Here is a 23212-nt window from a genome sequence, read left to right as displayed (position 1 = left end):
AACTCAAAACTTAAATTGGTTGATAGTTGTTGGTTGTCGGTTGATGGTCTTTTTTCTTTCTTCTTTCTTCTTTCTTCTTTCTTCTTTCTTCAAAACTCAGCAGAGAATTGATTGTTAGTTTAAATTTAATACTTATCTTTGTGTATGGATTACAAAAAACTCATCATAAGAGGGATTTCTTACAGCCAAACGCAGTCGGGGGCGTATGCTCTTTTGCTAGAACACGAGGAATCAAAAGTGAAACTTCCTGTGGTTATTGGGAATTTTGAAGCACAATCTATTTCTTTGGGATTAGAGAAAGATTTAAGACCTCCCAGACCGCTTACGCACGATTTATTTTCGCAGTTTGTTACTGCCACGGGATATCGTTTGGAATCCGTGATTATCTATCAGATTATAGATGGTGTTTTCTTTTCTAATATCAATTTCAAAAATATAGAAACCGAAGAAGAATTAACCTTAGATGCTAGAACTTCTGATGCTGTGGCTATGGCTGTAAGGTTTAATGCCCCGATATTCACGACCTCTCAGGTGCTGAATGAAGCGGGAATTTTGCTGGAATTGGAGATGGCTACCAATGAAGATGCTGCTGCAGATGAGGAAGAAACTGATGGCGAAGATAGTCTTAGAAATATGACCAATGAGGAATTACAAATCCTTCTGGAGCAGGTGGTGAAAGAAGAAGATTTTGATGCTGCTGTAGAAATTCAGGAGGAAATTAAAAGAAGAAAAAAGAAAATAGACTAATAGAATTATGAATATCAAGTTTAGATTAACGGTGATGAACTTTTTAGAGTTCGCTGTTTGGGGAGCTTACCTTACATCAATGGGTAATTATTTAGGTTCCATTGGCTTAGGGCCTAAAATTGGTTTGTTCTATGCAATGCAGGGAATCGTTTCCATCTTTATGCCTGCGATAATGGGGATTATTGCAGACCGATGGATTCCCGTACAGAGGCTATTGGGGATTAATCATTTGATAGCTGCTATATTCATTATTGCTACAGGATATTATGGTGCTTCGGCAGGGCAGAATGTGGATTTCACTACCATCTTCACGCTGTACTCTTTAAGTGTGGCGTTCTTTATGCCAACCATCGCATTATCCAATTCTACGGCTTATAGTATTCTGAAACAGAATCAATTGGATGTTATTAAAGCCTTTCCACCGATTAGAACTTTGGGTACAGTAGGATTTATCTGTGCAATGTTATTTGTTAATTTTTCAGGATTTGAAAATGGACATTTCGGGTTTAATTTTGATAGCAATCCAAATTTTGAAAGTTTCCAATCCAATTATTATCAGTTTTATGTGTCTGGTTTTTTAGGTATTTTACTATTCTTATATTCCTTTTCTTTGCCACATTGCCCTATCAATGCTTCTAAGGAAAAAACCACTTTAGCAGATGCGTTTGGGCTGAAAGCTTTTGCATTGTTTAAGAATACGAAGATGGCAATTTTCTTTATTTTCTCTATGCTTTTGGGGGTTTCTTTACAGATTACCAATGGCTATGCCAATCCATTTATATCAACCTTTAAAAGCGTACCAGAATATGCTAATTCTTGGGGTGCTAATAATGCTAATGCTTTGATTTCTCTATCGCAAGTTTCAGAGACGCTATGTATTTTATTGATTCCTTTTTTCTTGAAAAAATTTGGAATTAAAACGGTAATGCTAATGGCAATGGTGGCTTGGGTGCTTCGTTTTGGATTATTTGGCTTAGGCGATCCAGGCTCTGGCGTGTGGATGTTCATCATCTCTATGATTGTATATGGTATTGCGTTTGATTTCTTTAATGTATCGGGGTCTTTATTCGTAGATCAGGAAACTTCGGCAGACATCAAGTCTTCTGCACAGGGTGTTTTTATGATGATGACCAATGGCTTTGGGGCGACTATAGGAATGCTTGCAGCACAAGAGGTAGTGAACCATTTTGTTTATAGCCAAACTGACTTGACGCTGCAATTGGAAGGCTGGAGAACCTCTTGGTATATATTTGCGGGATATGCTCTAGTGGTAGCGGTGTTGTTTGCTGTTATCTTCAAGCATAAGCACCGTCCAGATGCGATTAAAGATATCGCTCACTAATCTGTAAAGCAATAGATTAAAATCAATCTGCATTTTATTTTGTAAATGCAGATTTTTTTGTACTTTTAGCGAAGTCAAATTTGAAGTATCAACATAAATTTAAGAATCATAAAATGAAAGAAGTATTTATCGTATCGGCGGCTCGTACGCCAATGGGAAGTTTTTTGGGAAGCCTTTCTACAGTTCCCGCTACAAAATTGGGAGCAGCTGCTGTAAAAGGAGCATTGGACAAAATTAATCTAGATGCCCAGCACATTCAAGAAATCTATATGGGAAATGTGTTACAAGCAGGAGAGGGACAGGCACCAGCGCGTCAGGTTGCTTTAGGAGCAGGATTGTCCAAAGAAACCCCAGCCACTACCATCAATAAAGTTTGTGCTTCTGGGATGAAAGCGGTGATGATGGCAGCACAGGCTATTAAGGCTGGAGATGCAGAAGCCATCGTAGCAGGAGGAATGGAAAATATGTCTCAAGTGCCCCATTATTTCAATGCAAGAAATGCAACCAAATTAGGCGATGTAAAAATGCAAGACGGAATGGTATTAGACGGTCTTACAGATGTGTATAACAAAGTCCATATGGGGGTATGTGCAGAGAAATGTGCTGCGGAATACAATATCTCAAGAGAAGAGCAAGATAACTTTGCTATAGAGTCTTATAAGCGTTCTGCAAAGGCTTGGGAAGAAGGGAAATTTAAGGATGAAGTGGTTCCAGTAGAAATTCCACAGAGAAAAGGAGAGCCTATTATTTTTGCTGAAGATGAAGAATATAAAGCTGTAAAATTTGATAAAATTCCTTCTTTGCCTACGGTATTCCAAAAAGAAAATGGAACGGTAACCGCCGCTAATGCATCTACCTTAAATGATGGTGCTTCTGCTCTTATTTTGGTTTCTAGAGAAAAAATGGAAGAGCTTGGGCTGAAACCGTTGGCTAAAATCGTGTCTTATGCCGATGCAGCTCAGGAGCCAGAATGGTTTACAACTGCACCAGCCAAAGCATTGCCTATCGCTTTGAAAAAGGCTAATCTAGAACTATCTGACATTGACTTTTTTGAATTTAATGAAGCATTTTCTGTGGTAGGTTTGGCTAATAACAAAATTTTAGGCTTAGACCCAGCGAAGGTGAATGTGAACGGAGGAGCTGTAGCTTTGGGACATCCTCTAGGAAGCTCTGGAGCTAGAATCATTGTAACGCTTATCAATGTTTTGAAACAAAATAACGGTAAATACGGTGCTGCCGCCATCTGCAACGGTGGAGGTGGGGCTTCAGCTATCGTAATTGAGAATTTGTCAGTTTAAGTTTTGAGTGCTGAGTTTTAAGTGTTGAGGAAAGAGAAAAGAAGAAAGAGAAAAGACCATCAACCAACAACTATCAACCGACAACCAAATTCAAGTGTTGAGTTTTTGATGAAAGAAGAAAGAAAAAAGACTATTAACTTTCTAACCTCTAATCTCTAACTTCTAACCTCTCAACATTAAACCTTAAATTAAAAAAAGTCAAGATTTTAAAATCTTGACTTTTTTGCATTGAGAATGGTTTTGAAAATCATTACTGAATCACCAAACTTTGCTTCGATGCGTTCCACAATATTCGGAAATTCATTTTCTATGAACTGTGTCCGAAATTCTTCATTATCAAAAATTAATAACAAATTGGTGTTTTTTCCTTCAGTAATCATCTCGGTTTCCACTTCGGAGAGGATGTATTGTTCCACATCCATCAGATTGTCTATTAGCAGTTCCAATTCGGTAGTGGCATATTGCTCCCACGCTGTCAAGGCTTGCTCTGTGGTATGAAATGTTAAACTAAGAATGCTCATTTTATGAAAATTTTATGATTATCACTGAAAATTGTCATACAAAAATCGGTATTTTTTTCGTAAATTTACCCGTTATTTTAATTATAAAATCAAATAAATTTCTCAAGGCTTACAAGGCTTTGGAAATCATATTATTAGAAGTATATGAATACAGAAGGAGAAAGATTAATACCCATCAACATAGTTGATGAAATGAAGACCTCTTACATTGATTATTCGATGTCGGTTATTGTATCCCGAGCATTGCCCGATGTAAGAGATGGACTAAAACCTGTACACAGAAGAGTATTGTACGGAATGTATGGCTTAGGCGTTTTTCATAATAGAAAATATTTGAAATCTGCCAGAATTGTAGGAGATGTATTGGGTAAATACCACCCGCACGGCGATAGTTCTGTGTATGATGCTATGGTGCGTATGGCTCAGCCTTGGAGTTTGCGTTATCCACAGGTAGATGGACAGGGTAACTTCGGTTCTATGGACGGCGACCCTCCAGCAGCTATGCGTTACACCGAGGCAAAACTTAAGAAAATTTCAGATGAAGTTTTATCAGATTTAGATAAAGAAACCGTTGATTTTCAAAATAACTTTGACGATTCCCTTACAGAGCCTACCGTTTTGCCAACCAAAATTCCAAACCTTTTGGTAAACGGAACCTCTGGGATTGCCGTTGGTATGGCTACCAATATGGCTCCACACAACTTATCCGAAGCTGTAGATGGCATCTGTGCTTATATTGATAATAAAGATATTACGATAGATGAGCTGATGAAGCATATCATCGCTCCAGATTTTCCTACAGGCGGTATCATCTATGGCTATGATGGCGTGAGAGATGCATTCCATACGGGTAGAGGAAGAATTGTATTGCGTGCTAAAGTGAATTTTGAGGAAGTGGGTAATAGAAATGCCATCATTGTAACAGAGATTCCGTATCAGGTAAACAAAGCCGAGATGATTGCCCGTGCTGCAGAATTGGTAAAAGAAGATAAAATACCAGGCATCCACGAAATCCGAGATGAATCTGATAGAAGAGGGATGCGTATCGTTTATGAATTGAAAAACGATGCTATCCCAAATGTGGTACTCAATCTACTTTATAAATATACGGCACTTCAAACCTCTTTCAGTGTGAATAATATTGCCTTGGTCAATGGAAGACCAGAGCAGCTCAATCTGAAAGACATCATCCGCCATTTCGTTGACCACCGTCACGAAGTTGTGGTAAGAAGAACCGAGTACGAACTGAAAAAAGCCAAAGAAAGAGCTCATATTTTAGAAGGCTTTATGAAGGTGATTGCTTCGCAAGATACCTTGGATAGAGCCATCTACATCATCCGCCATAGTGCTACGCCACAAGAAGCGAAAGAAGGCTTAATGGCGGAGTTTGAACTTTCGGAAATCCAAGCACAAGCCATCTTAGATTTGAGATTGGCAAGGCTTACCGGAATGGAATTGGACAAAATCCGTGCAGAGTATGAAGAAATTATGGCTCTCATCAAGGATTTGGAAGACATCCTTTCCAACGAAGGCAGAAGGTTTGAAATCATTAAAAACGAAATGCTCGAAATCAAAGAAAAATATGGTGACGAGCGTAGAACAGAAATAGACTATGCAGGTGGTGATATGTCTATAGAAGACTTTATCCCGAATGAAACGGTGGTAGTAACCATCTCTCACGCAGGTTATATTAAGAGAACTTCCCTTTCTGAGTATCGTGTACAGAGTAGAGGAGGAGTAGGGAATAAAGCGGCAACTACCAGAGATGAAGATTTCTTAGAATACATCGTTTCTGCTACCAACCACCAATATATGCTCTTCTTTACAGAGAAAGGAAAATGTTATTGGCTAAGGGTGTTTGAAATCCCAGAAGGTTCTAGAACAGCGAAGGGGAGAGCTATCCAAAACTTGATTAATATAGAATCTGACGATAAAGTAAAAGCCTATATCAGAACCAATGATCTGAAAGATGCCGAGTATGTGAAACAAATGTATGTGGTGATGATTACCAAAAATGGTACGGTGAAGAAAACTTCCCTTGAGGCTTATTCTAGACCGAGAACCAATGGTATTAATGCCATAGAAATTCGTGATAACGACCAATTGCTCGGAGCAAAACTTACCGATGGACAATCCGAAATAATGATTGCTACCAAATCTGGTAAATGTATCCGATTCCCAGAAGAAAAGGCAAGAGCTGTGGGTAGAGGCTCCATTGGAGTGCGAGGGATCTCTATGGAAGATGATGACGAGGTAATTGGTATGATTGTTGTGAATGATGTAGCCAATGAAAGTGTTTTGGTGGTTTCAGAAAAAGGGTATGGTAAACGCTCGGCGGTAGAAGATTATCGTATCACCAACCGTGGTGGAAAAGGCGTGATTACCCTAAATGTTACTGAAAAAACAGGAAACCTTATCGCGATTCAGAATGTGGTAGATGGTGATGGATTGATGATTATCAACAAATCTGGCGTTGCCATCAGAATGAGTGTAGATGAACTCCGCGTGATGGGAAGAAATACCCAAGGTGTGAAGCTTATCAACTTGAAAAATAATGATGAGATAGCTGCCATTGCCAAAGTGGAAATGGATAAGGAAGTAGAGGAGGAGACAGAGGATATTGCTGATGCAGAAATCATTAACGATGACTCTAATAACCCAACCATAGAAAACACTTCTGAAAATCAAGATACAGAAGATAAAGAATAATTTAAGTATCAATTAAAATATTAGAAAATGAAAAGAATCATTTTAAGTTTAGCATTAGTATCTGCAACGGTTTCGTTTGCACAAAAGAAAGAAATAAACGCTGCATTTAAGGCTGCTGAATCTGGAGATATTGCAAAAACAAAATCTCAGGTTGAAGTTGCAGAAGCTGCTGTGGCTAATGCTGGAACCGTAGCACCAGATTTATTAGAAAAATTGTACTATGCCAAAGGTTTAGCCCAGTTAAAATCTGGAGATATTGCTGGTGGTGCAAAAAGCTTTGCTAAAATTAGCGATTTGAAAACTGATAAATTTTCGCCATCGCTTACGCCAAAAATCGTAGAGTTGGTAAGTCCTTTGGTGGAAAGTTCTAATAAAACAGCTATAGAAGCTTATAATGCTAAAAACTATGCAACGGCGGCTAATAAATTTGGAGAGGTTTATAATCTATTGAAAGCGGCAGGGCAAGATAACAAGCAATACCTTTATTATTCTGCTATTGCTTATGCCTTGGGCGAAGATAGAAACAATGCCATATCGGCTTATAATGAGTTGATTAACTCTGGATATACAGGCGTAACAACCAAATATTTGGCTAAAAACAAAAAATCTGGTAATGTAGAAGAGTTGGACAAAGCTTCTTGGGATTTGATGAAAAAAGCGGGGGCAAGTGCAGACTACACCGATTTTAAAACCGAAGTTACTAAAAGCGTAGAGGAAGAGTTGTACGAAACTAATGCTCAGCTACTTCTAGATGCAGAGCGATATGATGAGGCTATAGAACTTACTAAAAAAGGAACTCAAAAATTCCCAAAAAATGCCAAGCTAACCGAAATACAAGGTATGGCATACTATAAATCTGGTAAAACTGAGCAGTTTATGGCAAGTTTGAAAGATTTGGTAGCTAAAAATCCTCAAGATAAAATCAGTTGGTATAACTTAGGTGTTTTAGCAAGTAAAGATCCAAGCAAAAAAGAAGAAGCAGAATCTTATTTCAAAAAAGCAGTGGAAATTGATTCTAACTACGGACCAGCTTACCAAAACTTAACGCATATGCTAATGGACTTGGATAATGATGGTAAACACATTGATGAGTACAATGCATTGAGAAAAGCGGGGAAAGCGGCAGAAGCCAATAAAATTATCGAGGCTCGTAGAGAACGATTCAGAAAAGCATTGCCATACGCAGAAAAATGGTATGCTACAGAACCTAACAATATAGATGCTGTCTCTCTTTTGAAAGGCTTGTACCAATCTACAGGAAACGAAGCTAAATTCAAAGAATTTAAAGCGAAGGAAGAAGCCCTTCAGAAAAAATAATTACTCAAATTTTACAAAAGAAGCTGTCCTTTTCGGACAGCTTCACTATTTTTAGATAAATATTTTAAACTATTTTATAATCAGCTTTTTAGTTTCTGTACGGTGTCCTATTTTAAGTGTAACCAAGTAAGTCCCAGCATTTAGATGAGACAAGTGAAGCTCTTTTTGATAAAAACCTGCCGATTTTGATATTTCGGTTTCATAAACTTTTTTACCAGAGAAGTCATAGATTTGGATAAGTCCTTTTTGGTCTAGTGCATTTTTGTTGTCATAGAGTAGGGTAACTTGTTTATTAGGAGCAGGGTTGGGGTAGAGCCCAAAGTTTATCTTAGAATCTATCTCCGAAGTGGATAGGTTCTCTGTGATATTTTTGTACTTGAAATACATATTTCCCGTACTAGCACCACCATTTTGCGTAAAATACAGTCTGTAATATTGGTCGTTTTCTTTGATATAATACACCACATTAGGAATAAGTCCAGAAGTTGGTTTCCAGCTGTGTCCTATGGTAGTAATGGTAGAAGAAAATACCGAGGCATCGGGTAGATTTACCGCAGAGGTTTCTTGGGTTTCAGAAGTTTTTGCAACGGTAATTCTCGGGTTTTGGATAACCCCAGACATTCTGTACATCATCACATTGTTATAAAAAGTCCAATATCTTGTAAACATCAAGTCCCATTGATTTTTAGATGGTTCCATATTGGTCACTACCTCATTATTATCAAATGAAAAATAATTAAAATATTGGTCTGCATTTCCGTTAGCTACAGTTTTGGTGATGGTCTCTCCCCACGCGGTTCCATCATATTTAGCATATTTGAAAGTATAGCCGCCATAATATTTCTCAATAAAAAGTTTGTAATACAACTGGTCTGAATATTTCAGCACGAAAATTACCTTGCCTTCCACCTCGTGGGTAGCAATGTTATAGCAGCCCCAGCCCATATTGAAAGCTCCTGAGCAGGCAGTATTGATGGTTGATGTTTCCAAAGCACCGCGGCTAAGGTCTGTTGTCTGGTCTGGATTGTAGAGGGGTGTTCCCCAGTTCCCGATATTGCTCACATCAATAGAGTCCCAGCTGGCAATGTCTGTAGAGACCTGATAAACCAAGATGTTTTTAGCATCATTAATTCTGGTTCCCAGTTGCATTGCACTATTTCTCCAAAACGCAATGTCCCAAGTATTAGCAGGTTGGGAAGTTAATTGATTTTCAGATAAATCAAAAAACAAACGATTGGCATAAGCAGCTCCCATAGAAGCTTCTACAGTAGTGTAGCCATTGGCATCTGTTTGCTGGGCTTGCATTCCATTTTGGATTACCGCTAATAGGGCAATAGAGAATAGTTTTGTTTTCATTTTTGATATAATTTTTAAATAGACTAAATTTATTTAACGATGCAAAATTATAAAATTTATTTTGATTTATTCTAAATAAAAATTAACTTTGCGAAAAAATAAAACCTGAAAGATGAAATTAATTGGGCTGTGTTTGATGTCAACTGTTTGTGTTGTAAATGTTTATGCTCAGAATGTGAGGCTGAAAGCATCAAGAGATTCTTTGGAGCGTAGCATAGAAGAAGTGGTCATAACGGGACAATATGGTATAAGTACCATCAAAAAATCACTGCACAAGGTAGAGGTGATTACTAAGGAAGATATCAAAAAAATGTCTCAAAATTCTGTAGCTGAAGTGCTGAACCAAAATCTGAATATCCTCATCATTCCTGAACGCAATTCTGGAAACTCAAAAGCGAATATTATGGGATTGGGAGCTAATTATACCAAAATTTTGGTGGATAATGTGCCTTTAATCGGAGATGAAGGCTTGGGAAGTAATATTGATTTGACGAAAATCAATCTGGATAATGTGGAACGCATTGAAATAGTGAAAGGCTCTATGGGAGTAGAGTTTGGGAATAATGCAATGGCAGGCATTATCAATATTATCACGAAAAATTCGGATAAGAAAAAATGGGACATCCGTGGTTTTGTGCAGGAAGAAACCGTAAACAATGAATATGATTGGATAGATTATGGCAAGGGAAAACATATTCAGTCTTTGGGGATTTCTCATAATATCAATGAGAATTGGTTTGTAAATCTTTCCTTTAACAGAACCGATTTTCAAGGGTTTTGGGGTGAGCAAAAAGGAAAAAACTATTTTGAACAGGATAATAAAAGAGGCTATGAATGGCAACCAAAAGAGCAAGTCAATTCAGCATTGTCGCTAAGGTACAATCGTGGAAATACCAAATGGTTTTACAAGCTGGATTTCCTTTCGGAGGATGTCAATTATTACAATCCACTTGTTCAATTGCTAAGTTTGGGCGGAGGGAATAGAACTTATATTTCCAATGATAGAAACTATTTTACCACCCGATGGCTAAATCATATGGGCATCAGTACGCAGATTTTTGAAAAAACGCGTCTGAATATAGACCTTTCTCATCAAAAACAAACCAGAAACAGCCAAGATGTTCGCTTTGATATTCCTGCAAGAAATATCTTATTGACGGGAGATGAAACCACATATTATCAGTCGGAAACACTTTATTCCAGAGGGAATATTTCCAATTTTATCAGGAAAGACAATACAGATGTTCAGCTGGGTTATGAGGTAGATTATACCAAAGGATTTTCCAATTGGGCTGCGGGAAGTTATAATCAATCAGACATCCGCCGTTCTGTATTTTCTGGGGGTATTTTCGCCTCAGGAGAATTTCAACTATTGCCGCAATGGTTTATAAGACCTGGTATTCGTTATAATTTTTCTGATACATTCAAAGCCAAACCTACCTATTCTCTAGTGTTAAAAACTTTGTTGAACGAAAAATCTGAGGTGAGAGCCATTATAGGAACATCCAATAGAAATCCCAACTTTGAGGAACTGTTTACCTATTTTGTAGATAGCAACCACGACATTCGGGGTAACGAAAATCTGAAACCAGAAAATGCTTATTCTGGCTCTATACTTTATACCATTTCAGGGCAAAATAATGCTGGAATAAGGTGGAGTTTTGATGCCAATACAATGTATCTTCAGATTCGGGATAAGATTCATTCAGCTGTGGTAAACAACGCTCCGTTGCAGTTCAGATTTATCAATGTAGATGCTTTTGAAAGCTGGGTTACCAGCGTATCTGGAAAGCTGAATACCCACCAATGGTCTATCAGAGCGGGAGCATCTATAATGGGAAGGTCGCAGGAGATTTATGAAATTTTGAAAGACCAATACAGATTTTCTGCGGAGTGGAATGCTTCAGCCCATTATACAATACCTCAAACGCAAACTTCTTTTGCCGTGTATTATAAAGGGGTAGGTAGTAATTATGATATAATGGAAGACCAATCTTTGGGCGTTACCCAATATATTTTAACCAAGAGGAAAGGCTTTTCTCTTTTAGATGCATCGGTTTCTCAATCTTTTTTCAAGGAACGCTTTTCATTAACAATGGGCGTGCGAAATCTCTTGGATGTTACCAATGTTAGAAATACCACTTCCACGGGAGGAGCTCACGGAACAGGGGAAAATGCACAGATGCTCTTCTATGGTAGAAGCTATTTTGGTAGAATCAATTTTAACTTTTAGCGAATGAAAACAATACATTTTATTTTATTGATGTCTTTGGGGATGTTAGCATCTTGCATCAGAGAAGATGATACGCCCGTAGTAATACCACCGATAGAGGGGGCTACCATTGCTGCCAATGTAGGAGGAGCCACGCAACCCAATCAGGTGTGGATAGACCTTAGCGAAAATACACAAACCTTCAACCAAAGGGATCGTTGGGATTTGGCATTTTATAATGGAAGCCAGTTCAGAGTACTCATTAATTCATCTATAATGATGGCAGTAGGCAAGGTGGAGGGCTATACAGATATAGACCAGGTTAATTCTCAGACGGTAGCAGAGCTAAAATCAAAAGTTCAAGTGGGAAATTTTCAGGATAATGTGCAGTATATCGATGTGCCATCGGGAGATTTTCTTAATCAAACTTCAGGGATTGCAGAGATTAATGAATCAGAGTCTCAAAATACCGTTTACCTTCTCAATATGGGGCGTGAGCTTTATACAGGAAGTATTGCTCCCAAAAGAGCGTTTGTAGGAGGAGCAGAGCGAGGTTGGATGAAGATAAGAATCCTAAGAACGGCTACGGAATACAAAATCCAATTTGCAGAGTTGGATAGCCCTACCCACGAGGAACTCACCATAGAGAAAGATACAGACTACCATTTCAATTATTTTAGCCTTCGCCAAAAATCGTTGGTAAAAATTCAACCGCCTAAGAAGAAATGGGATTTATGCTTCACTGTGTTCACCAATGCTGTAGATGCAGGCTCATACTTCACATCTTATACCTTTTCGGATATGATTCTTCACAATACATTAGACCATACGGGTGTTTACCAAGTTACCACAGAGGCAGGGCAGGGCGAAGTGGCTTATAAAGCCTTTCAAAAAGCGGATGTAGATGAGAGCCGCTTTGTGTATAATGACCAAAGGGCTTTAGGGAGCCATTGGCGTACCACTACGGGGGCTAATGGTGCAGAGGTCTTCAGTGATAGGTTTTATATCATTAAAGATGCTGAAGGATTTTATTTCAAACTTAGAATGATGAAAATGTCCAACGAAGAAGGCTATAGAGGATACCCAGAGTTTGAATACCAACCTTTGTGATTTTGAAACTCACCCCAATGACTCAGTAGAAAAGATATTTCTGTTTTTTTAACTAAAACCTATGGTATATCGGGGTGATATTTTGATAATTCTCAAAAAAAATATCATTGTTATGAATAATATTAAACAAATAACCTAATGTAGAAGAAAAATAAACGGATGTAACACCAAAATACACCGATGTAAAAGGAAAATGAACTGATGTAATGTGAAAATAAGCCAATGTAAGCCCGTTTTACGCAGATGTAATAAGAAAAAATCCAAATGCATTCCGTTTTTTGAAGATGTAAATCCGTTTTTTAAAGATGTAGATAGTAAAAATGGAAATGTTTATCAAAATAATAAAAATATGAGATAAACTTATTGAGCTAATAGAAAAGATATTAATTATTTGATTAAAGTTAAGGCTTATTGCTTAAAGCCTATATCGTAAAGCAATAAAAAAAATCAAAACAAAACATATTATTAAATAAATGATTATGAAAAAAGCAGTGCTAAGCCTTTCTATGATGGCTTTTGCCCTTGCAGGGGCACAGAAACAAGAGGATATTAATGCCATTAAAGCAATGACGGGATGTTATGAGGTTTCGTTCAACTTTGCGGAAACATTCTCGCCCAACAAAGATTATGAAAAGAAAAAAAACTATACTTCTAAGGCTTTAGAATGGATAGGAGTAGCCGAAGAATCGCCCAATAAAATTGTACTTCAGCATATCCTCGTTGTCAATCCCAAAGGAGAAGGTAAGGACGCCATCGTAAAACATTGGCGACAAGATTGGCTTTATCAAAACACAGACCTATACACCTTTGACAAAGGTAACCATTGGAAATACCAAAAACTATCTCCAGAAGCCGTAAAAGGACAATGGACCCAGGTGGTTTATCAGGTAGATGATTCACCAAGGTATTCTGGCTCTGGAACTTGGATACATGCTGATGGAAAACACTATTGGGAAAGTAATGCAGATGCACCGCTTCCGAGAAGAGAGTATACTACAAGAAATGATTATAATGTTTTGAACAGAACCAATAGACAAGAGCTTTTCTCGTGGGGGTGGCTTCATAACCAAGACAATAAGAAAGTCCTTAGAACGGAAGGAAGCACGGATGTAATTATCGCAGAAGAAAAAGGCTTAGAATATTATAAAAAAGTAGATGACGGCAAGTGTATCATCGCAGCCAATTACTGGAAAGAATATGCACCTCTCTGGAAAACCATAAGGCAAACTTGGGATGATAGAATGGCTCAGAAGAAAGATTTGTATGTAAAAGAAGGGGTAAAAGATACGTATCTCTACACTCCTTTGATGAAACTAAATCCTAATCAGCATCAAGAAGCTCAGCAGCTGATTAAAGACTTTATCGTGAAATAGTAATATTTCTTCATATCTATGTTATTTTGTGTAAAGCAGTGTTCTATTGATGGAATGCTGCTTTATTCTTGCAGAAACATTCCTTATCTTTGTGGTGCTGTTCTAATAATAAAAACAAAATATTATCGTTAAAACACAATCAGATAACTCCAAGAATGAATTTTAAAAATATATTTTTAACCACAGGTTTGTTACTTTTTTTAGTATCGTGCGGTGCATCTAAGGTTGCCCATACCCCTGTAAAAAGACCCGCTCCTACAAAAACAGTGGAAAAAACAGAAGGATTGAGAACATTAAATTCCCGATTTTCAGGGAAAACCAATTCTGAAATAGAAAAATTACTGAAAGATGCCAGGAAATATCTCGGTGCTCCATATAAATTTGGAGGGGCATCCTCTTCAGGGTTTGATTGCTCTGGATTTACCCTCACAGTTTTTGAGCAAAACTCTTTTAAACTACCAAGAAGATCGGCAGACCAAGCCGCTGTGGGAAATACCATAGATATTAAAAATGTAAAACCTGGAGATTTACTTTTCTTTGCCACAGCTGGGGGGGGTAGAATTTCACACGTAGGCATCGTGCACGATATAGGAGAAGATGGCGAGGTAAAATTCATCCACGCCTCTACCTCCAAAGGTGTTATTATCTCTTCACTGAATGAGAAATATTGGAATAAAGCCTATCTTCACGCAACCAGAGTATTATAAAATATCATCTATCGCCTTTGAGTATAAAATGCTTAAAGGTTTTTTTTGTCTTCCTAAAAGAATTATCTTTGCCAACATTAAAAAAATAATTGAAATGAATTTACAACAGACCATAGAACATATTTGGGATAATAGAGAATTACTACAAAACGAAGACAGCCAGAAAGCCATTAGAGAAGTGGTTTCTAAATTGGATATTGGTGAGCTTCGTGTGGCAGAACCTACAGAAAACGGTTGGCAAGTTAATGAGTGGGTAAAGAAAGCCGTAGTAATGTATTTCCCTATCCAAAAAATGGAAACCATAGAGGTAGGGCCTTTTGAGTTTCACGATAAAATTCCTTTGAAGAAAAACTATGCAGAAAAGGGAGTAAGAGTAGTGCCACACGCCATTGCAAGAGAAGGAGCTTTTGTAGCATCTGGTGTTATTATGATGCCTTCTTATGTAAATATTGGGGCGTATGTAGATAGTGGTACAATGGTAGATACTTGGGCTACGGTAGGGTCTTGTGCACAGATTGGTAAAAATGTACATTTGAGTGGAGGCGTAGGCATAGGTGGTGTTTTGGAGCCATTACAGGCGGCACCAGTCATTATAGAAGATGATGTTTTTGTAGGGTCTAGATGTATTGTAGTAGAAGGCGTACACGTGGAGAAAGAAGCCGTATTGGGAGCCAATGTGGTGCTTACCGCATCTACTAAAATTATAGATGTAACAGGAGATGAGCCTGTGGAAATCAAAGGAAGAGTGCCTGCCCGCTCGGTGGTGATTCCAGGGAGTTATACCAAGAAGTTTCCAGCAGGAGAATATCAGGTACCTTGTGCATTAATTATTGGAAAAAGAAAAGAATCAACCGATAAGAAAACCTCTCTAAACGACGCTTTGAGAGACAATAATGTAGCGGTGTAATGAAAACTTATATCATTCATGTTTCCACAGCAACAGATAGGGAAATACATATGCTTGATCTGTTGAAGGCTAATCCGTGCTTAAAAGCTGATTGGATAACAGAAGGAGATATTTCATCTTTTAATGAAGAAATATTAAATAAGTATTTTTCTAAAAATGGTATGATGAACTCACAAGTTTCTTGTGCTCTGAAACATTTTTTAGCGTTAGAAAAACTTGTGCAGTCTGAGGAGAAATATGCTATCGTTTTAGAAGATGATATTATTGTAAATAAGGACTTTTGTGAAAAAATTAACTTATTCGTTAAAGAAATAGATAGAAGAGTTCTGCATCCAAGTGTTATTTCGCTAGAGGATAGTAATATGAAATTTATAGAAGCTTCTGTAAGAGAGAAAGGAGTTTATCTGTATAAGAAAGATAGAGTTCGTTTTACAGGAGCATTATTAATAGATCAACTAGCAGCAAAAAATATCCTTAATTATGTAAAAACCAATAAATGCAATCAACCAATAGACTGGTTTTATGATAGTTTAGATAAAAAAGGAATTCTAAAAATTTATTGGTCGCATCCTACTATTGCTACGCAAGGTAGTATTAATGGAAATGTAAGTACATTAATTGGTAATAAGCGTTCAGGAGCTTTTAGATTTTTATCGAGACGCTTGCAAAAGTTGTATAAGAAAATAATATATCATTTCAGATAGTATGAAAATAGCGTACGATGGAAAGCGTTTCTTTCATAACGCATCGGGATTAGGCAATTACTCTCGCGATTTGGTACGGATATTAGCCACCCATTTTCCAGAACACACCTATTATATACTGAATAAAAACCAATCGGAACGGGGCAAAGACATTTTGGCTTTGCCCAATGTTTCCTATAAAGCAACTTCCTCCAAAACCTTTGCCCGACAATTGCAATTGGGTAAAGAGGCTCAAAGTTTAGGAGCGGATATTTTCCACGGCTTATCTGGGGAGTTGCCCTTAAAATGGGAAAATAAACCCATCAAAAAAATTGTGACCATTCACGATTTGATTTTTGTTCGCTATCCGGAATATTACTCGTGGTTTGATAGAAAAATTCACTTTTGGAAGTTTAAAAAAGCAGCTCAAGCTGCCGATGTTATTATCGCAATTTCGGAGCAAACGAAGCGAGATATTATAGACTTTCTCAAAGTTCCTGAATCTAAAATCAAAGTGGTCTATCAAGGATGTCATCAGGCATTTAAAGCACCAATATCCAATGAGGAACTGGAACACATCAAACAAAAATTTCAATTGCCCGAGCGATTTTTGCTCAATGTAGGTACCATTGAACCAAGGAAAAATTTACTCAATGTAGTCAAAGCCTTAGAAGGTTCTGATATACCTCTAGTAGTAGTAGGAAAGAAGACCAAATATTATAAAAAAATCGAGCGATTTTCTCGGAAGCATAATATCAAAATACAAGTATTACAAGGAGTTTCTATGCCAGAATTGGCAGGGATTTATCGTTTGGCAGAGGTTTTTATATACCCAAGTTTTTTTGAGGGATTTGGTATTCCCGTGATAGAAGCTTTGTTCTCTGGAACGCCCGTGATTACCAGCAATACCAGTTGCCTCCCCGAAGCAGGGGGCAGAGATTCCCTCTATGTAAATCCTCACGATGTAGCCGATATTCGGGCTAAAATAAATTTCCTATGGCACAATGCCGCAGAGCGACAACGCCGTGCAGAATGTGGAAAAATCTTTGTGCAAAAGTTTAACGACCAAACCATTGCAGAAAGCTTGATGGCAGTTTATTTGGGATAAGCTACTATTATCAAGGTTGTAGATTCGTTTGTAAAGTTAGGGATTTGAAGATAAAAAATCCCCTTCCTGAAAATCATCAAAAAGGGGAAAAGAATATTATGAAAAATTTACTATTACAAAGGCTTAAAGCTTAACCCTTGTTCTTTTAAAAGCTGGTCGGCTTGTTCTTTATAGTAGCCATTTACCAGTTTATCGTGGATGGCATCAAATGCATCCAGTGTTTCATTAATCTCTGCATCGGTGTGGGTTGCCGTAGGAATTAATCTAAGGAGAATCATTCCTTTTGGAATTACAGGATAAACCACCACAGAGGTAAAGATTCCAAAGTTTTCTCTTAAATCTTTCACCAATAGCGTAGCTTCTACAGGGGTACCTTGCATCATTACAGGGGTAACGCAAGTATTGGTATTACCAAGATTGAATCCTCTTTCTTTAAGACCATTTTGTAATTTATTGACATTTTCCCAAAGCTTCGCTTTGATTTCTGGTCTGGTTCTTAGGAGTTCCAATCTTTTTAGTCCACCAATGACCATTGGCATTGTAAGCGACTTAGCAAAAATCTGCGAACGAAGATTGAATTTCAGATAACGAATAATCTCTTTATCGCCAGCGATAAACGCTCCGAAACCTGCCATAGACTTGGCAAATGTAGAGAAGTAAACATCTATCTGGTCTTGGCAACCTTGCTCTTCTCCTGCACCCGCTCCTGTTTTACCCAAAGTACCAAAACCGTGGGCATCATCCACCAATAGCCTGAATTTATATTGAGATTTGAATGCTGCTATTTCTTTCAATTTACCTTGCTGTCCAGTCATTCCAAATACACCTTCTGTAATTACCAGAATACCTCCGCCAGTTTCTTCGGCAACTTTGGTAGCTCTTTTAATGTTTTTTTCAAAGCTTTCCATATCGTTATGACGATACATAAAACTTTTACCCATATGCAGACGCACGCCATCTACAATACAAGCGTGGGAGTCAGAGTCATAGACAATCACATCGTGTCTAGAAGTTAAAGCATCTATGGTAGAAACCATCCCTTGGTAACCAAAATTGAGCAAATAAGCAGATTCTTTATTTACAAAGCTTGCCAATTCTCTTTCTAATTGTAAGTGTTGGTCTGTCTCTCCAGACATTGCTCTAGCACCCATTGGGTAAAACATACCGTATTCTGCGGCAGCTTTAGCATCGGCTTCTAATACTTCTGGATGGTTGCAAAGTCCCAAATAATCATTGGCACTCCAAAAAATCACTTCGCGACCTTGAAACTTCATTCTTGGGCCAATAGGGCCTTCAAGTCTTGGGAAGATAAAGTAACCTTCACCATAATCAGCAAATTGTCCCAATGGACCTGGATTTTGCTTGATTCTATCAAAAATATCCATCATTTTATTTTAATAAATGTAACTAAAAATATGGCTACAAAGTTAATTAAAATTTAAAGATTGGAAAAATAGAAAAGGACTTTACTTTATTAAAAATGAGTTTATCATAAGATTTTTGGAGTAATTGAAAGGTGAAAATAAAGTGATAAAAATCAGTTAAAGTGTTTTTAATCAGTAATAAAAATGAAATTTGTCAGGTTTTAGATTTTTTTGTAACATTAGGGCTTGTGAAATTTCTTTATTTATTATGACAAAACTATTAGCTACAAAATCTTTTTTAGAGCAGTTCATAGAGGTTGCCAATGCCATTATTTGGTCTAATGTATTCATTGTACTTTGTATAGGAGTAGGACTGTATTTCAGTATAAGAACCAAATTTTTGCAGGTTCGTTTTTTGAAAGATATGGTACAGCAGCTTTTCAAAGAAAATTCTGATGATAAAGGGGTATCGCCCTTTCAGGCGTTTTCTCTAGCTATTGCAGGTAGAGTAGGCACAGGGAACATTGCAGGGGTTGCTACTGCCATTGCTATGGGAGGGCCTGGGGCTGTTTTTTGGATGTGGATTATAGCATTTTTGGGAAGTGCTACGGCGTTTGTAGAAGCGGTTTTAGGGCAAATCTACAAAGAGGAAAAAAATGGACACTACCGCGGAGGCCCTGCATTCTATATAGAAAAAGGAATAGGGAAAAGGTGGTATGCGGTGCTTTTTGCGGTTTCTACAATGATTTCTTGCACCATATTTTTACCAGGCGTACAGTCTAATAGTATCGCGGAGAGTATGAAAGAAGCCTTCAAGTTTGATAAACTTTGGGTGGGAATAGCGGTTGCAGCAGTTTTAGCCCTTATTGTAATAGGGGGCGTAAAGCGTATTGGGCGTTTTGCAGAGATTACAGTTACCTTTATGGCAGCATCTTATATTCTAATGGCGGTAGTTATCATCGGATTAAATATTACCGAAGTTCCAGCAGTTCTGAAACTGATTGTTTCCTCGGCATTCGGTACTGATGCTACTTTCGGTGGTATTATAGGTTCTGCAATTGCTTGGGGCGTGAAGCGAGGTATCTATTCTAATGAGGCAGGACAAGGTACTGCCCCTCACGCAGCGGCGGCAGCAGCTACCACACACCCTGCTAAGCAAGGGATTTTACAAGCTTTCTCGGTGTATATAGATACGCTTTTTGTATGCACCGCTACGGCACTTATCATTTTGTTTTCTGGGTTGTATAATGTGAAAGATGGTAAGGGTGGTTTCCTATATGAAGCGTTACCAGGGGTAGAAGAAGGCTCCGCTTTTACCCAGCAGGCTATTTCTGTACATTTCCCAGCTATTGGGCATTCTTTTGTAGCATTTGCACTATTGTTCTTTGCTTTTACTACGGCTTTGGCGTATTATTTCATTGCAGAGTCTAATCTATTTTATCTCTTTAAAAAGAAGATGAACCACCTTTGGCTTTGGGTAATTAGAATTCCATTTTTTGCGAGTATTGTTTATGGAGCTACCACCTCTGGTGGAGAGGCGTGGGGCTTAGGAGATATTGGGGTAGGCATTATGGCTTGGCTGAATATTATTGCAATTTTAATTCTTCATAAAACAGCGTTGGTAACTTTGAAGGACTACGAAAACCAAAAGAAAGAGGGCAAAAACCCAGTCTTTGAACCAGAAAAATTGGGCATTAAAAATACCACAGAATGGTAGTTTCTTTATAAAATAACAAAAACCACGGGCATTTGGCTCGTGGTTTTTTGTTTTGATTTTTTTTGAAGATTATTTTACTCTGGTAAGAACTGTGGTTATAACATCTTGTACTCCATCTCCATTTATGTCAATTCTCTCACCATTATCAACTTCTAATTCGGTTGAAGTAAGATTACGCACTGTAGATTCATCTTTTTCGCCGTTTATTGTGGAAACTAATTTCTTATTAGCAGCGTTGTAGCTGTATGTTCCACTGATGTTCTCAGAAACGCACTGATTGTTGTAGTCAGATGTATAATTGATAGTAACGAATTTACCATCAGCAGACAAAGTAGTATTAGATTTAGATTCACACTCATCATAGGTATCTGTTTCTATCAGTTTATTAGTTTTCCCATCATAGATATTGCCTTTGGATAGTTTCCAAGTTCCAACGATGGATGGTTCTGTACTACTGTTATCATCATCGTTTCTACACGCTGTAAGGCTGAGGGCAGCCACTGAAAATAAAATTAAATGTTTCATTTATTAATGTTTTAAGATTCTTTGCAAAAAAAAGAAAAAAAAACATAACGAACAAAATTTTTTAATCTATTTTTTTGTAAAATGAATTAATATAGAATGAAAGTGAATAATACTAAATAGGCTAAAAAATAGGCAAAGATGGTAAATACTGTGCAGGAGAGGGAGGGGGGAGTAATACTGGTGTTAATCTAAATCAAAATGCAAGAATAAATATTTAAAAACGAGGTATCTCATCGGCTGTTTCAATAATAAATTCCCGAAAGCTTCTCGCCGTGTAGAAAGACTCCTGCGGAACTTCCTACTGAATAAAAAAACTCCTCCCCACAAATTAGCGAGGAGGAGCTGAATGCTTTTAGCTGAAAAACACTTTAGTATCTTCCTTTTTCCACGAAGTGAGCAGCAACTTTCTCTGTAAGTGCCACCACATTAGGATGATTGGTATATTTGGTAAATCTTCTAAGCCCCGAGAGCATCATTCTCTGCTCATCGCCTTCTGCAAAAGAAATGATACCTTCCTTCGCTGCTGTGATGATGCTTTCTACCGCCTTGTAAAGGTTGAGCCTTGCCATAGCAGCCTCTACAGAATCGGTGTCAAAATGTTTCTCTGCTCTCAGTATTGCAGACTCTGCCATATAGATTTGATTGAGAATTTCCGAAGCATTAAGGAGCAAGTGCTGCTGCTTTTCTATCTCCATCATATACTTTTGTAGAGCGGCTCCAGATACCATTAGGAATACTTTTTTCAGATTGGCAATGAGGGCTTTTTCCTCGCTCATATATTCGGAGTAGTCTGGAATATCAAAGGACGGAATGCCCATCAGCTCTTTTGCAATAGTCATTGCAGGGCTTAGGAGGTCTATCTCGCCTTTCATTGTACGCTTAATGAGCATTCCCACGGAGAGTAATCGGTTAATCTCATTGGTACCCTCATAGATTCTTCCGATGCGGGCATCACGCCAAGCGGCTTCCATTGGTGCATCTTCGGAGAAGCCCATACCACCATAGATTTGGATACCTTCATCGGCTATTTTTTGGGTAATGTCTGATACAAAAACTTTCAGGATAGAGCATTCCACGGCAAACTCTTCCACGCCTTTTAGCTCGGCTACTTGGTGGTTGGTTCCGTTGTCTATCAGTTCATTGATTTTGTCTTGAATGTTTTGCCCTGCACGGTAAGTTCCAGCCTCGGAAACAAAGGTAGCCGTAGCCATCTCTGCAATTTTTTTGCGAATAGCTCCGAAAGAAGCGATAGGCGTTCCAAATTGCTTTCTCTCATTGGCATATTGTATGGCGTGGTTGATGATTCTTCTTTGTCCGTCTAAGGAAGCCGCAGCTAGTTTTATTCTACCGACATTAAGGGCATTGAGGGCGATTTTGAAACCGTTGTTTCTCTCACCCAAAAGGTTTTCCGTAGGGATTTTCATTTCATTGAAAAAGACCTGACGCGTAGAGGAGCTTCTGATACCGAGTTTATGCTCTTCCTCCCCGAGGGTAAGAGAATTAGGGTCTTCCAATTCACTTCTGTTTACCACAAATCCTGTGATGTTTTTATCATCATCTATCTTGGCAAATAGGGTGAAGGTATCGGCAAATCCTGCATTAGAAATCCACATTTTTTGTCCGTTGATGATGTAGTGTTTGCCATCATCAGACAGTCGAGCTTTGGTTTTGCCGCTATTGGCATCAGAGCCAGCATCAGGCTCGGTAAGGCAATAAGCCCCGAATTTGGTTCCTGCGGCTAAGTCTGGAAGGTATTTTTGTTTTTGTTCTTCGGTGCCATAGAGCAAGATAGGCAAGGTTCCAATCCCAGTATGAGCCCCATAAGCTGTGGCTAAAGAGCCATTAGCCCCCGAAGCGTAATCGCAAGCCAAAAGGGTGGAGATAAATCCTAATCCCAAACCGCCATACGCCTCTGGAACAGCAATGCCAAGAACGCCCATTTCCCCGAGGGTTTTCATTTTTTCCTCTGTGAGGGCATAGTCTTTCTTTTCAAATCGTTCCTTATGAGGAATCACTTCTTTATCGATGAACTCCTTGATGGAATCCCTTAGCATTCTTTGTTCTTCGTTCAAATCTTCTAGTGTGAAGATACTTTGTGCAGGCGTTTCCTTGATGAGAAATTCGCCACCTTTGTTTACTGTATTCATTGTATTCAGTTTTTAGTGTTGAGTTTTTGAGTTTTAAGTTTTGAGTTTTGAGTTTTGAGTGTGTTGAGT

The 23212-nt window shown here is 38.1% G+C and carries 18 protein-coding genes; 13 read left to right on the top strand and 5 right to left on the bottom strand.

From position 1 onward, the window contains the following. Positions 1-144: 144 nt before the first annotated feature. From ACFFUE_RS01520 to ACFFUE_RS01510, 3 genes are all read left to right on the top strand, one after another. Positions 145-747, top strand: a complete 603-nt coding sequence (locus ACFFUE_RS01520; RefSeq protein ID WP_376832192.1) for a bifunctional nuclease family protein — start codon at positions 145-147, stop codon at positions 745-747. Positions 748-754: 7 nt separating this feature from the next. Further along, positions 755-2089 carry an MFS transporter gene (locus ACFFUE_RS01515; protein WP_376832190.1) on the top strand — a complete coding sequence of 445 codons (1335 nt, stop codon included), beginning with the start codon at positions 755-757 and terminating at the stop codon, positions 2087-2089. Between the two features lie 113 nt (positions 2090-2202). Further along, entirely contained in the window at positions 2203-3387 is a 1185-nt protein-coding gene (locus tag ACFFUE_RS01510) for an acetyl-CoA C-acyltransferase (protein ID WP_376832188.1), read from the top strand. 206 nt (positions 3388-3593) lie between these two features. Here ACFFUE_RS01510 and ACFFUE_RS01505 read toward each other — a convergent pair whose 3' ends face one another. Beyond that, positions 3594-3908 carry a DUF4286 family protein gene (locus tag ACFFUE_RS01505; RefSeq protein WP_376832186.1) on the bottom strand — a complete coding sequence of 105 codons (315 nt, stop codon included), beginning with the start codon at positions 3906-3908 and terminating at the stop codon, positions 3594-3596. Positions 3909-4052: 144 nt separating this feature from the next. On the opposite strand from ACFFUE_RS01505, the gene gyrA reads away from it, so the two are divergent. Both gyrA and ACFFUE_RS01495 read left to right on the top strand, forming a co-directional pair. Continuing rightward, positions 4053-6617 (top strand): DNA gyrase subunit A, encoded by a 2565-nt coding sequence (gene gyrA, locus ACFFUE_RS01500; RefSeq protein WP_376832184.1) that lies wholly within the window; start codon positions 4053-4055, stop codon positions 6615-6617. A 27-nt stretch (positions 6618-6644) separates the two neighbouring features. Then, the gene (locus ACFFUE_RS01495) at positions 6645-7934 is read left to right on the top strand and encodes a tetratricopeptide repeat protein (protein WP_376832182.1); all 1290 of its coding nucleotides are present in this window, start codon (positions 6645-6647) and stop codon (positions 7932-7934) included. Between the two features lie 69 nt (positions 7935-8003). On the opposite strand, the gene ACFFUE_RS01490 is transcribed toward ACFFUE_RS01495, so the two are convergent. Next, positions 8004-9290, bottom strand: coding sequence for a T9SS type A sorting domain-containing protein (locus ACFFUE_RS01490; RefSeq protein ID WP_376832180.1), 1287 nt, complete (start codon positions 9288-9290; stop codon positions 8004-8006). Positions 9291-9402: 112 nt separating this feature from the next. Here ACFFUE_RS01490 and ACFFUE_RS01485 point away from each other — a divergent pair, with 112 nt between their 5' ends. From ACFFUE_RS01485 to ACFFUE_RS01455, 7 genes are all read left to right on the top strand, one after another. Further along, on the top strand, positions 9403-11523 hold the full coding sequence (locus tag ACFFUE_RS01485) for a TonB-dependent receptor plug domain-containing protein (protein ID WP_376832178.1): 2121 nt from the start codon (positions 9403-9405) through the stop codon (positions 11521-11523). A 3-nt stretch (positions 11524-11526) separates the two neighbouring features. Next, the gene (locus ACFFUE_RS01480) at positions 11527-12612 is read left to right on the top strand and encodes an HmuY family protein (RefSeq protein ID WP_376832176.1); all 1086 of its coding nucleotides are present in this window, start codon (positions 11527-11529) and stop codon (positions 12610-12612) included. A gap of 473 nt (positions 12613-13085) precedes the next feature. After that, complete coding sequence (locus ACFFUE_RS01475; RefSeq protein WP_376832174.1) at positions 13086-13985, top strand: DUF6607 family protein; 900 nt, start codon at positions 13086-13088, stop codon at positions 13983-13985. A gap of 155 nt (positions 13986-14140) precedes the next feature. After that, positions 14141-14692 carry a C40 family peptidase gene (locus ACFFUE_RS01470; protein WP_376832172.1) on the top strand — a complete coding sequence of 184 codons (552 nt, stop codon included), beginning with the start codon at positions 14141-14143 and terminating at the stop codon, positions 14690-14692. 94 nt (positions 14693-14786) lie between these two features. After that, positions 14787-15599, top strand: a complete 813-nt coding sequence (locus ACFFUE_RS01465) for a 2,3,4,5-tetrahydropyridine-2,6-dicarboxylate N-succinyltransferase (protein ID WP_376832170.1) — start codon at positions 14787-14789, stop codon at positions 15597-15599. Further along, on the top strand, positions 15599-16303 hold the full coding sequence (locus tag ACFFUE_RS01460) for a glycosyltransferase family 25 protein (protein ID WP_376832168.1): 705 nt from the start codon (positions 15599-15601) through the stop codon (positions 16301-16303). The genes ACFFUE_RS01465 and ACFFUE_RS01460 overlap by 1 nt, the downstream gene beginning before the upstream one ends. 1 nt (position 16304) lies before the next feature. Beyond that, entirely contained in the window at positions 16305-17390 is a 1086-nt protein-coding gene (locus ACFFUE_RS01455) for a glycosyltransferase family 4 protein (RefSeq protein WP_376832166.1), read from the top strand. Between the two features lie 113 nt (positions 17391-17503). Here the strand turns inward: ACFFUE_RS01455 and ACFFUE_RS01450 are convergent, their stop codons facing one another. Next, a complete protein-coding gene (locus tag ACFFUE_RS01450) occupies positions 17504-18775 on the bottom strand; it encodes an aminotransferase class I/II-fold pyridoxal phosphate-dependent enzyme (protein WP_376832214.1) in 1272 nt (423 codons plus the stop codon). 247 nt (positions 18776-19022) lie between these two features. Here ACFFUE_RS01450 and ACFFUE_RS01445 point away from each other — a divergent pair, with 247 nt between their 5' ends. After that, positions 19023-20471 (top strand): alanine/glycine:cation symporter family protein, encoded by a 1449-nt coding sequence (locus ACFFUE_RS01445; protein ID WP_376832164.1) that lies wholly within the window; start codon positions 19023-19025, stop codon positions 20469-20471. 69 nt (positions 20472-20540) lie between these two features. Here ACFFUE_RS01445 and ACFFUE_RS01440 read toward each other — a convergent pair whose 3' ends face one another. Further along, the gene (locus ACFFUE_RS01440) at positions 20541-20996 is read right to left on the bottom strand and encodes a lipocalin-like domain-containing protein (protein WP_376832162.1); all 456 of its coding nucleotides are present in this window, start codon (positions 20994-20996) and stop codon (positions 20541-20543) included. Positions 20997-21364: 368 nt separating this feature from the next. Further along, positions 21365-23143 (bottom strand): acyl-CoA dehydrogenase FadE, encoded by a 1779-nt coding sequence (locus ACFFUE_RS01435; RefSeq protein ID WP_376832160.1) that lies wholly within the window; start codon positions 23141-23143, stop codon positions 21365-21367. Positions 23144-23212 lie beyond the last annotated feature (69 nt).

The sequence above is a fragment of the Bergeyella porcorum genome, from assembly GCF_042427575.1.
Lineage (GTDB): Bacteria > Bacteroidota > Bacteroidia > Flavobacteriales > Weeksellaceae > Bergeyella > Bergeyella porcorum.
The sequence above is the reverse complement of the archived record's forward strand: the minus strand, read 5'-3'. Positions and strand labels throughout refer to the sequence as shown.

Excerpts from the sequence above, each read along its gene's own strand:
- ACFFUE_RS01520 (WP_376832192.1), top strand. The coding sequence starts at position 145 with ATGGATTACAAAAAACTCATCATAAGAGGGATTTCTTACAGCCAAACG.
- ACFFUE_RS01515 (WP_376832190.1), top strand. The coding sequence starts at position 755 with ATGAATATCAAGTTTAGATTAACGGTGATGAACTTTTTAGAGTTCGCT.
- ACFFUE_RS01510 (WP_376832188.1), top strand. The coding sequence starts at position 2,203 with ATGAAAGAAGTATTTATCGTATCGGCGGCTCGTACGCCAATGGGAAGT.
- ACFFUE_RS01505 (WP_376832186.1), bottom strand. The coding sequence starts at position 3,908 with ATGAGCATTCTTAGTTTAACATTTCATACCACAGAGCAAGCCTTGACA.
- gyrA (WP_376832184.1), top strand. The coding sequence starts at position 4,053 with ATGAATACAGAAGGAGAAAGATTAATACCCATCAACATAGTTGATGAA.
- ACFFUE_RS01495 (WP_376832182.1), top strand. The coding sequence starts at position 6,645 with ATGAAAAGAATCATTTTAAGTTTAGCATTAGTATCTGCAACGGTTTCG.
- ACFFUE_RS01490 (WP_376832180.1), bottom strand. The coding sequence starts at position 9,290 with ATGAAAACAAAACTATTCTCTATTGCCCTATTAGCGGTAATCCAAAAT.
- ACFFUE_RS01485 (WP_376832178.1), top strand. The coding sequence starts at position 9,403 with ATGAAATTAATTGGGCTGTGTTTGATGTCAACTGTTTGTGTTGTAAAT.
- ACFFUE_RS01480 (WP_376832176.1), top strand. The coding sequence starts at position 11,527 with ATGAAAACAATACATTTTATTTTATTGATGTCTTTGGGGATGTTAGCA.
- ACFFUE_RS01475 (WP_376832174.1), top strand. The coding sequence starts at position 13,086 with ATGATTATGAAAAAAGCAGTGCTAAGCCTTTCTATGATGGCTTTTGCC.
- ACFFUE_RS01470 (WP_376832172.1), top strand. The coding sequence starts at position 14,141 with ATGAATTTTAAAAATATATTTTTAACCACAGGTTTGTTACTTTTTTTA.
- ACFFUE_RS01465 (WP_376832170.1), top strand. The coding sequence starts at position 14,787 with ATGAATTTACAACAGACCATAGAACATATTTGGGATAATAGAGAATTA.
- ACFFUE_RS01460 (WP_376832168.1), top strand. The coding sequence starts at position 15,599 with ATGAAAACTTATATCATTCATGTTTCCACAGCAACAGATAGGGAAATA.
- ACFFUE_RS01455 (WP_376832166.1), top strand. The coding sequence starts at position 16,305 with ATGAAAATAGCGTACGATGGAAAGCGTTTCTTTCATAACGCATCGGGA.
- ACFFUE_RS01450 (WP_376832214.1), bottom strand. The coding sequence starts at position 18,775 with ATGGATATTTTTGATAGAATCAAGCAAAATCCAGGTCCATTGGGACAA.
- ACFFUE_RS01445 (WP_376832164.1), top strand. The coding sequence starts at position 19,023 with ATGACAAAACTATTAGCTACAAAATCTTTTTTAGAGCAGTTCATAGAG.
- ACFFUE_RS01440 (WP_376832162.1), bottom strand. The coding sequence starts at position 20,996 with ATGAAACATTTAATTTTATTTTCAGTGGCTGCCCTCAGCCTTACAGCG.
- ACFFUE_RS01435 (WP_376832160.1), bottom strand. The coding sequence starts at position 23,143 with ATGAATACAGTAAACAAAGGTGGCGAATTTCTCATCAAGGAAACGCCT.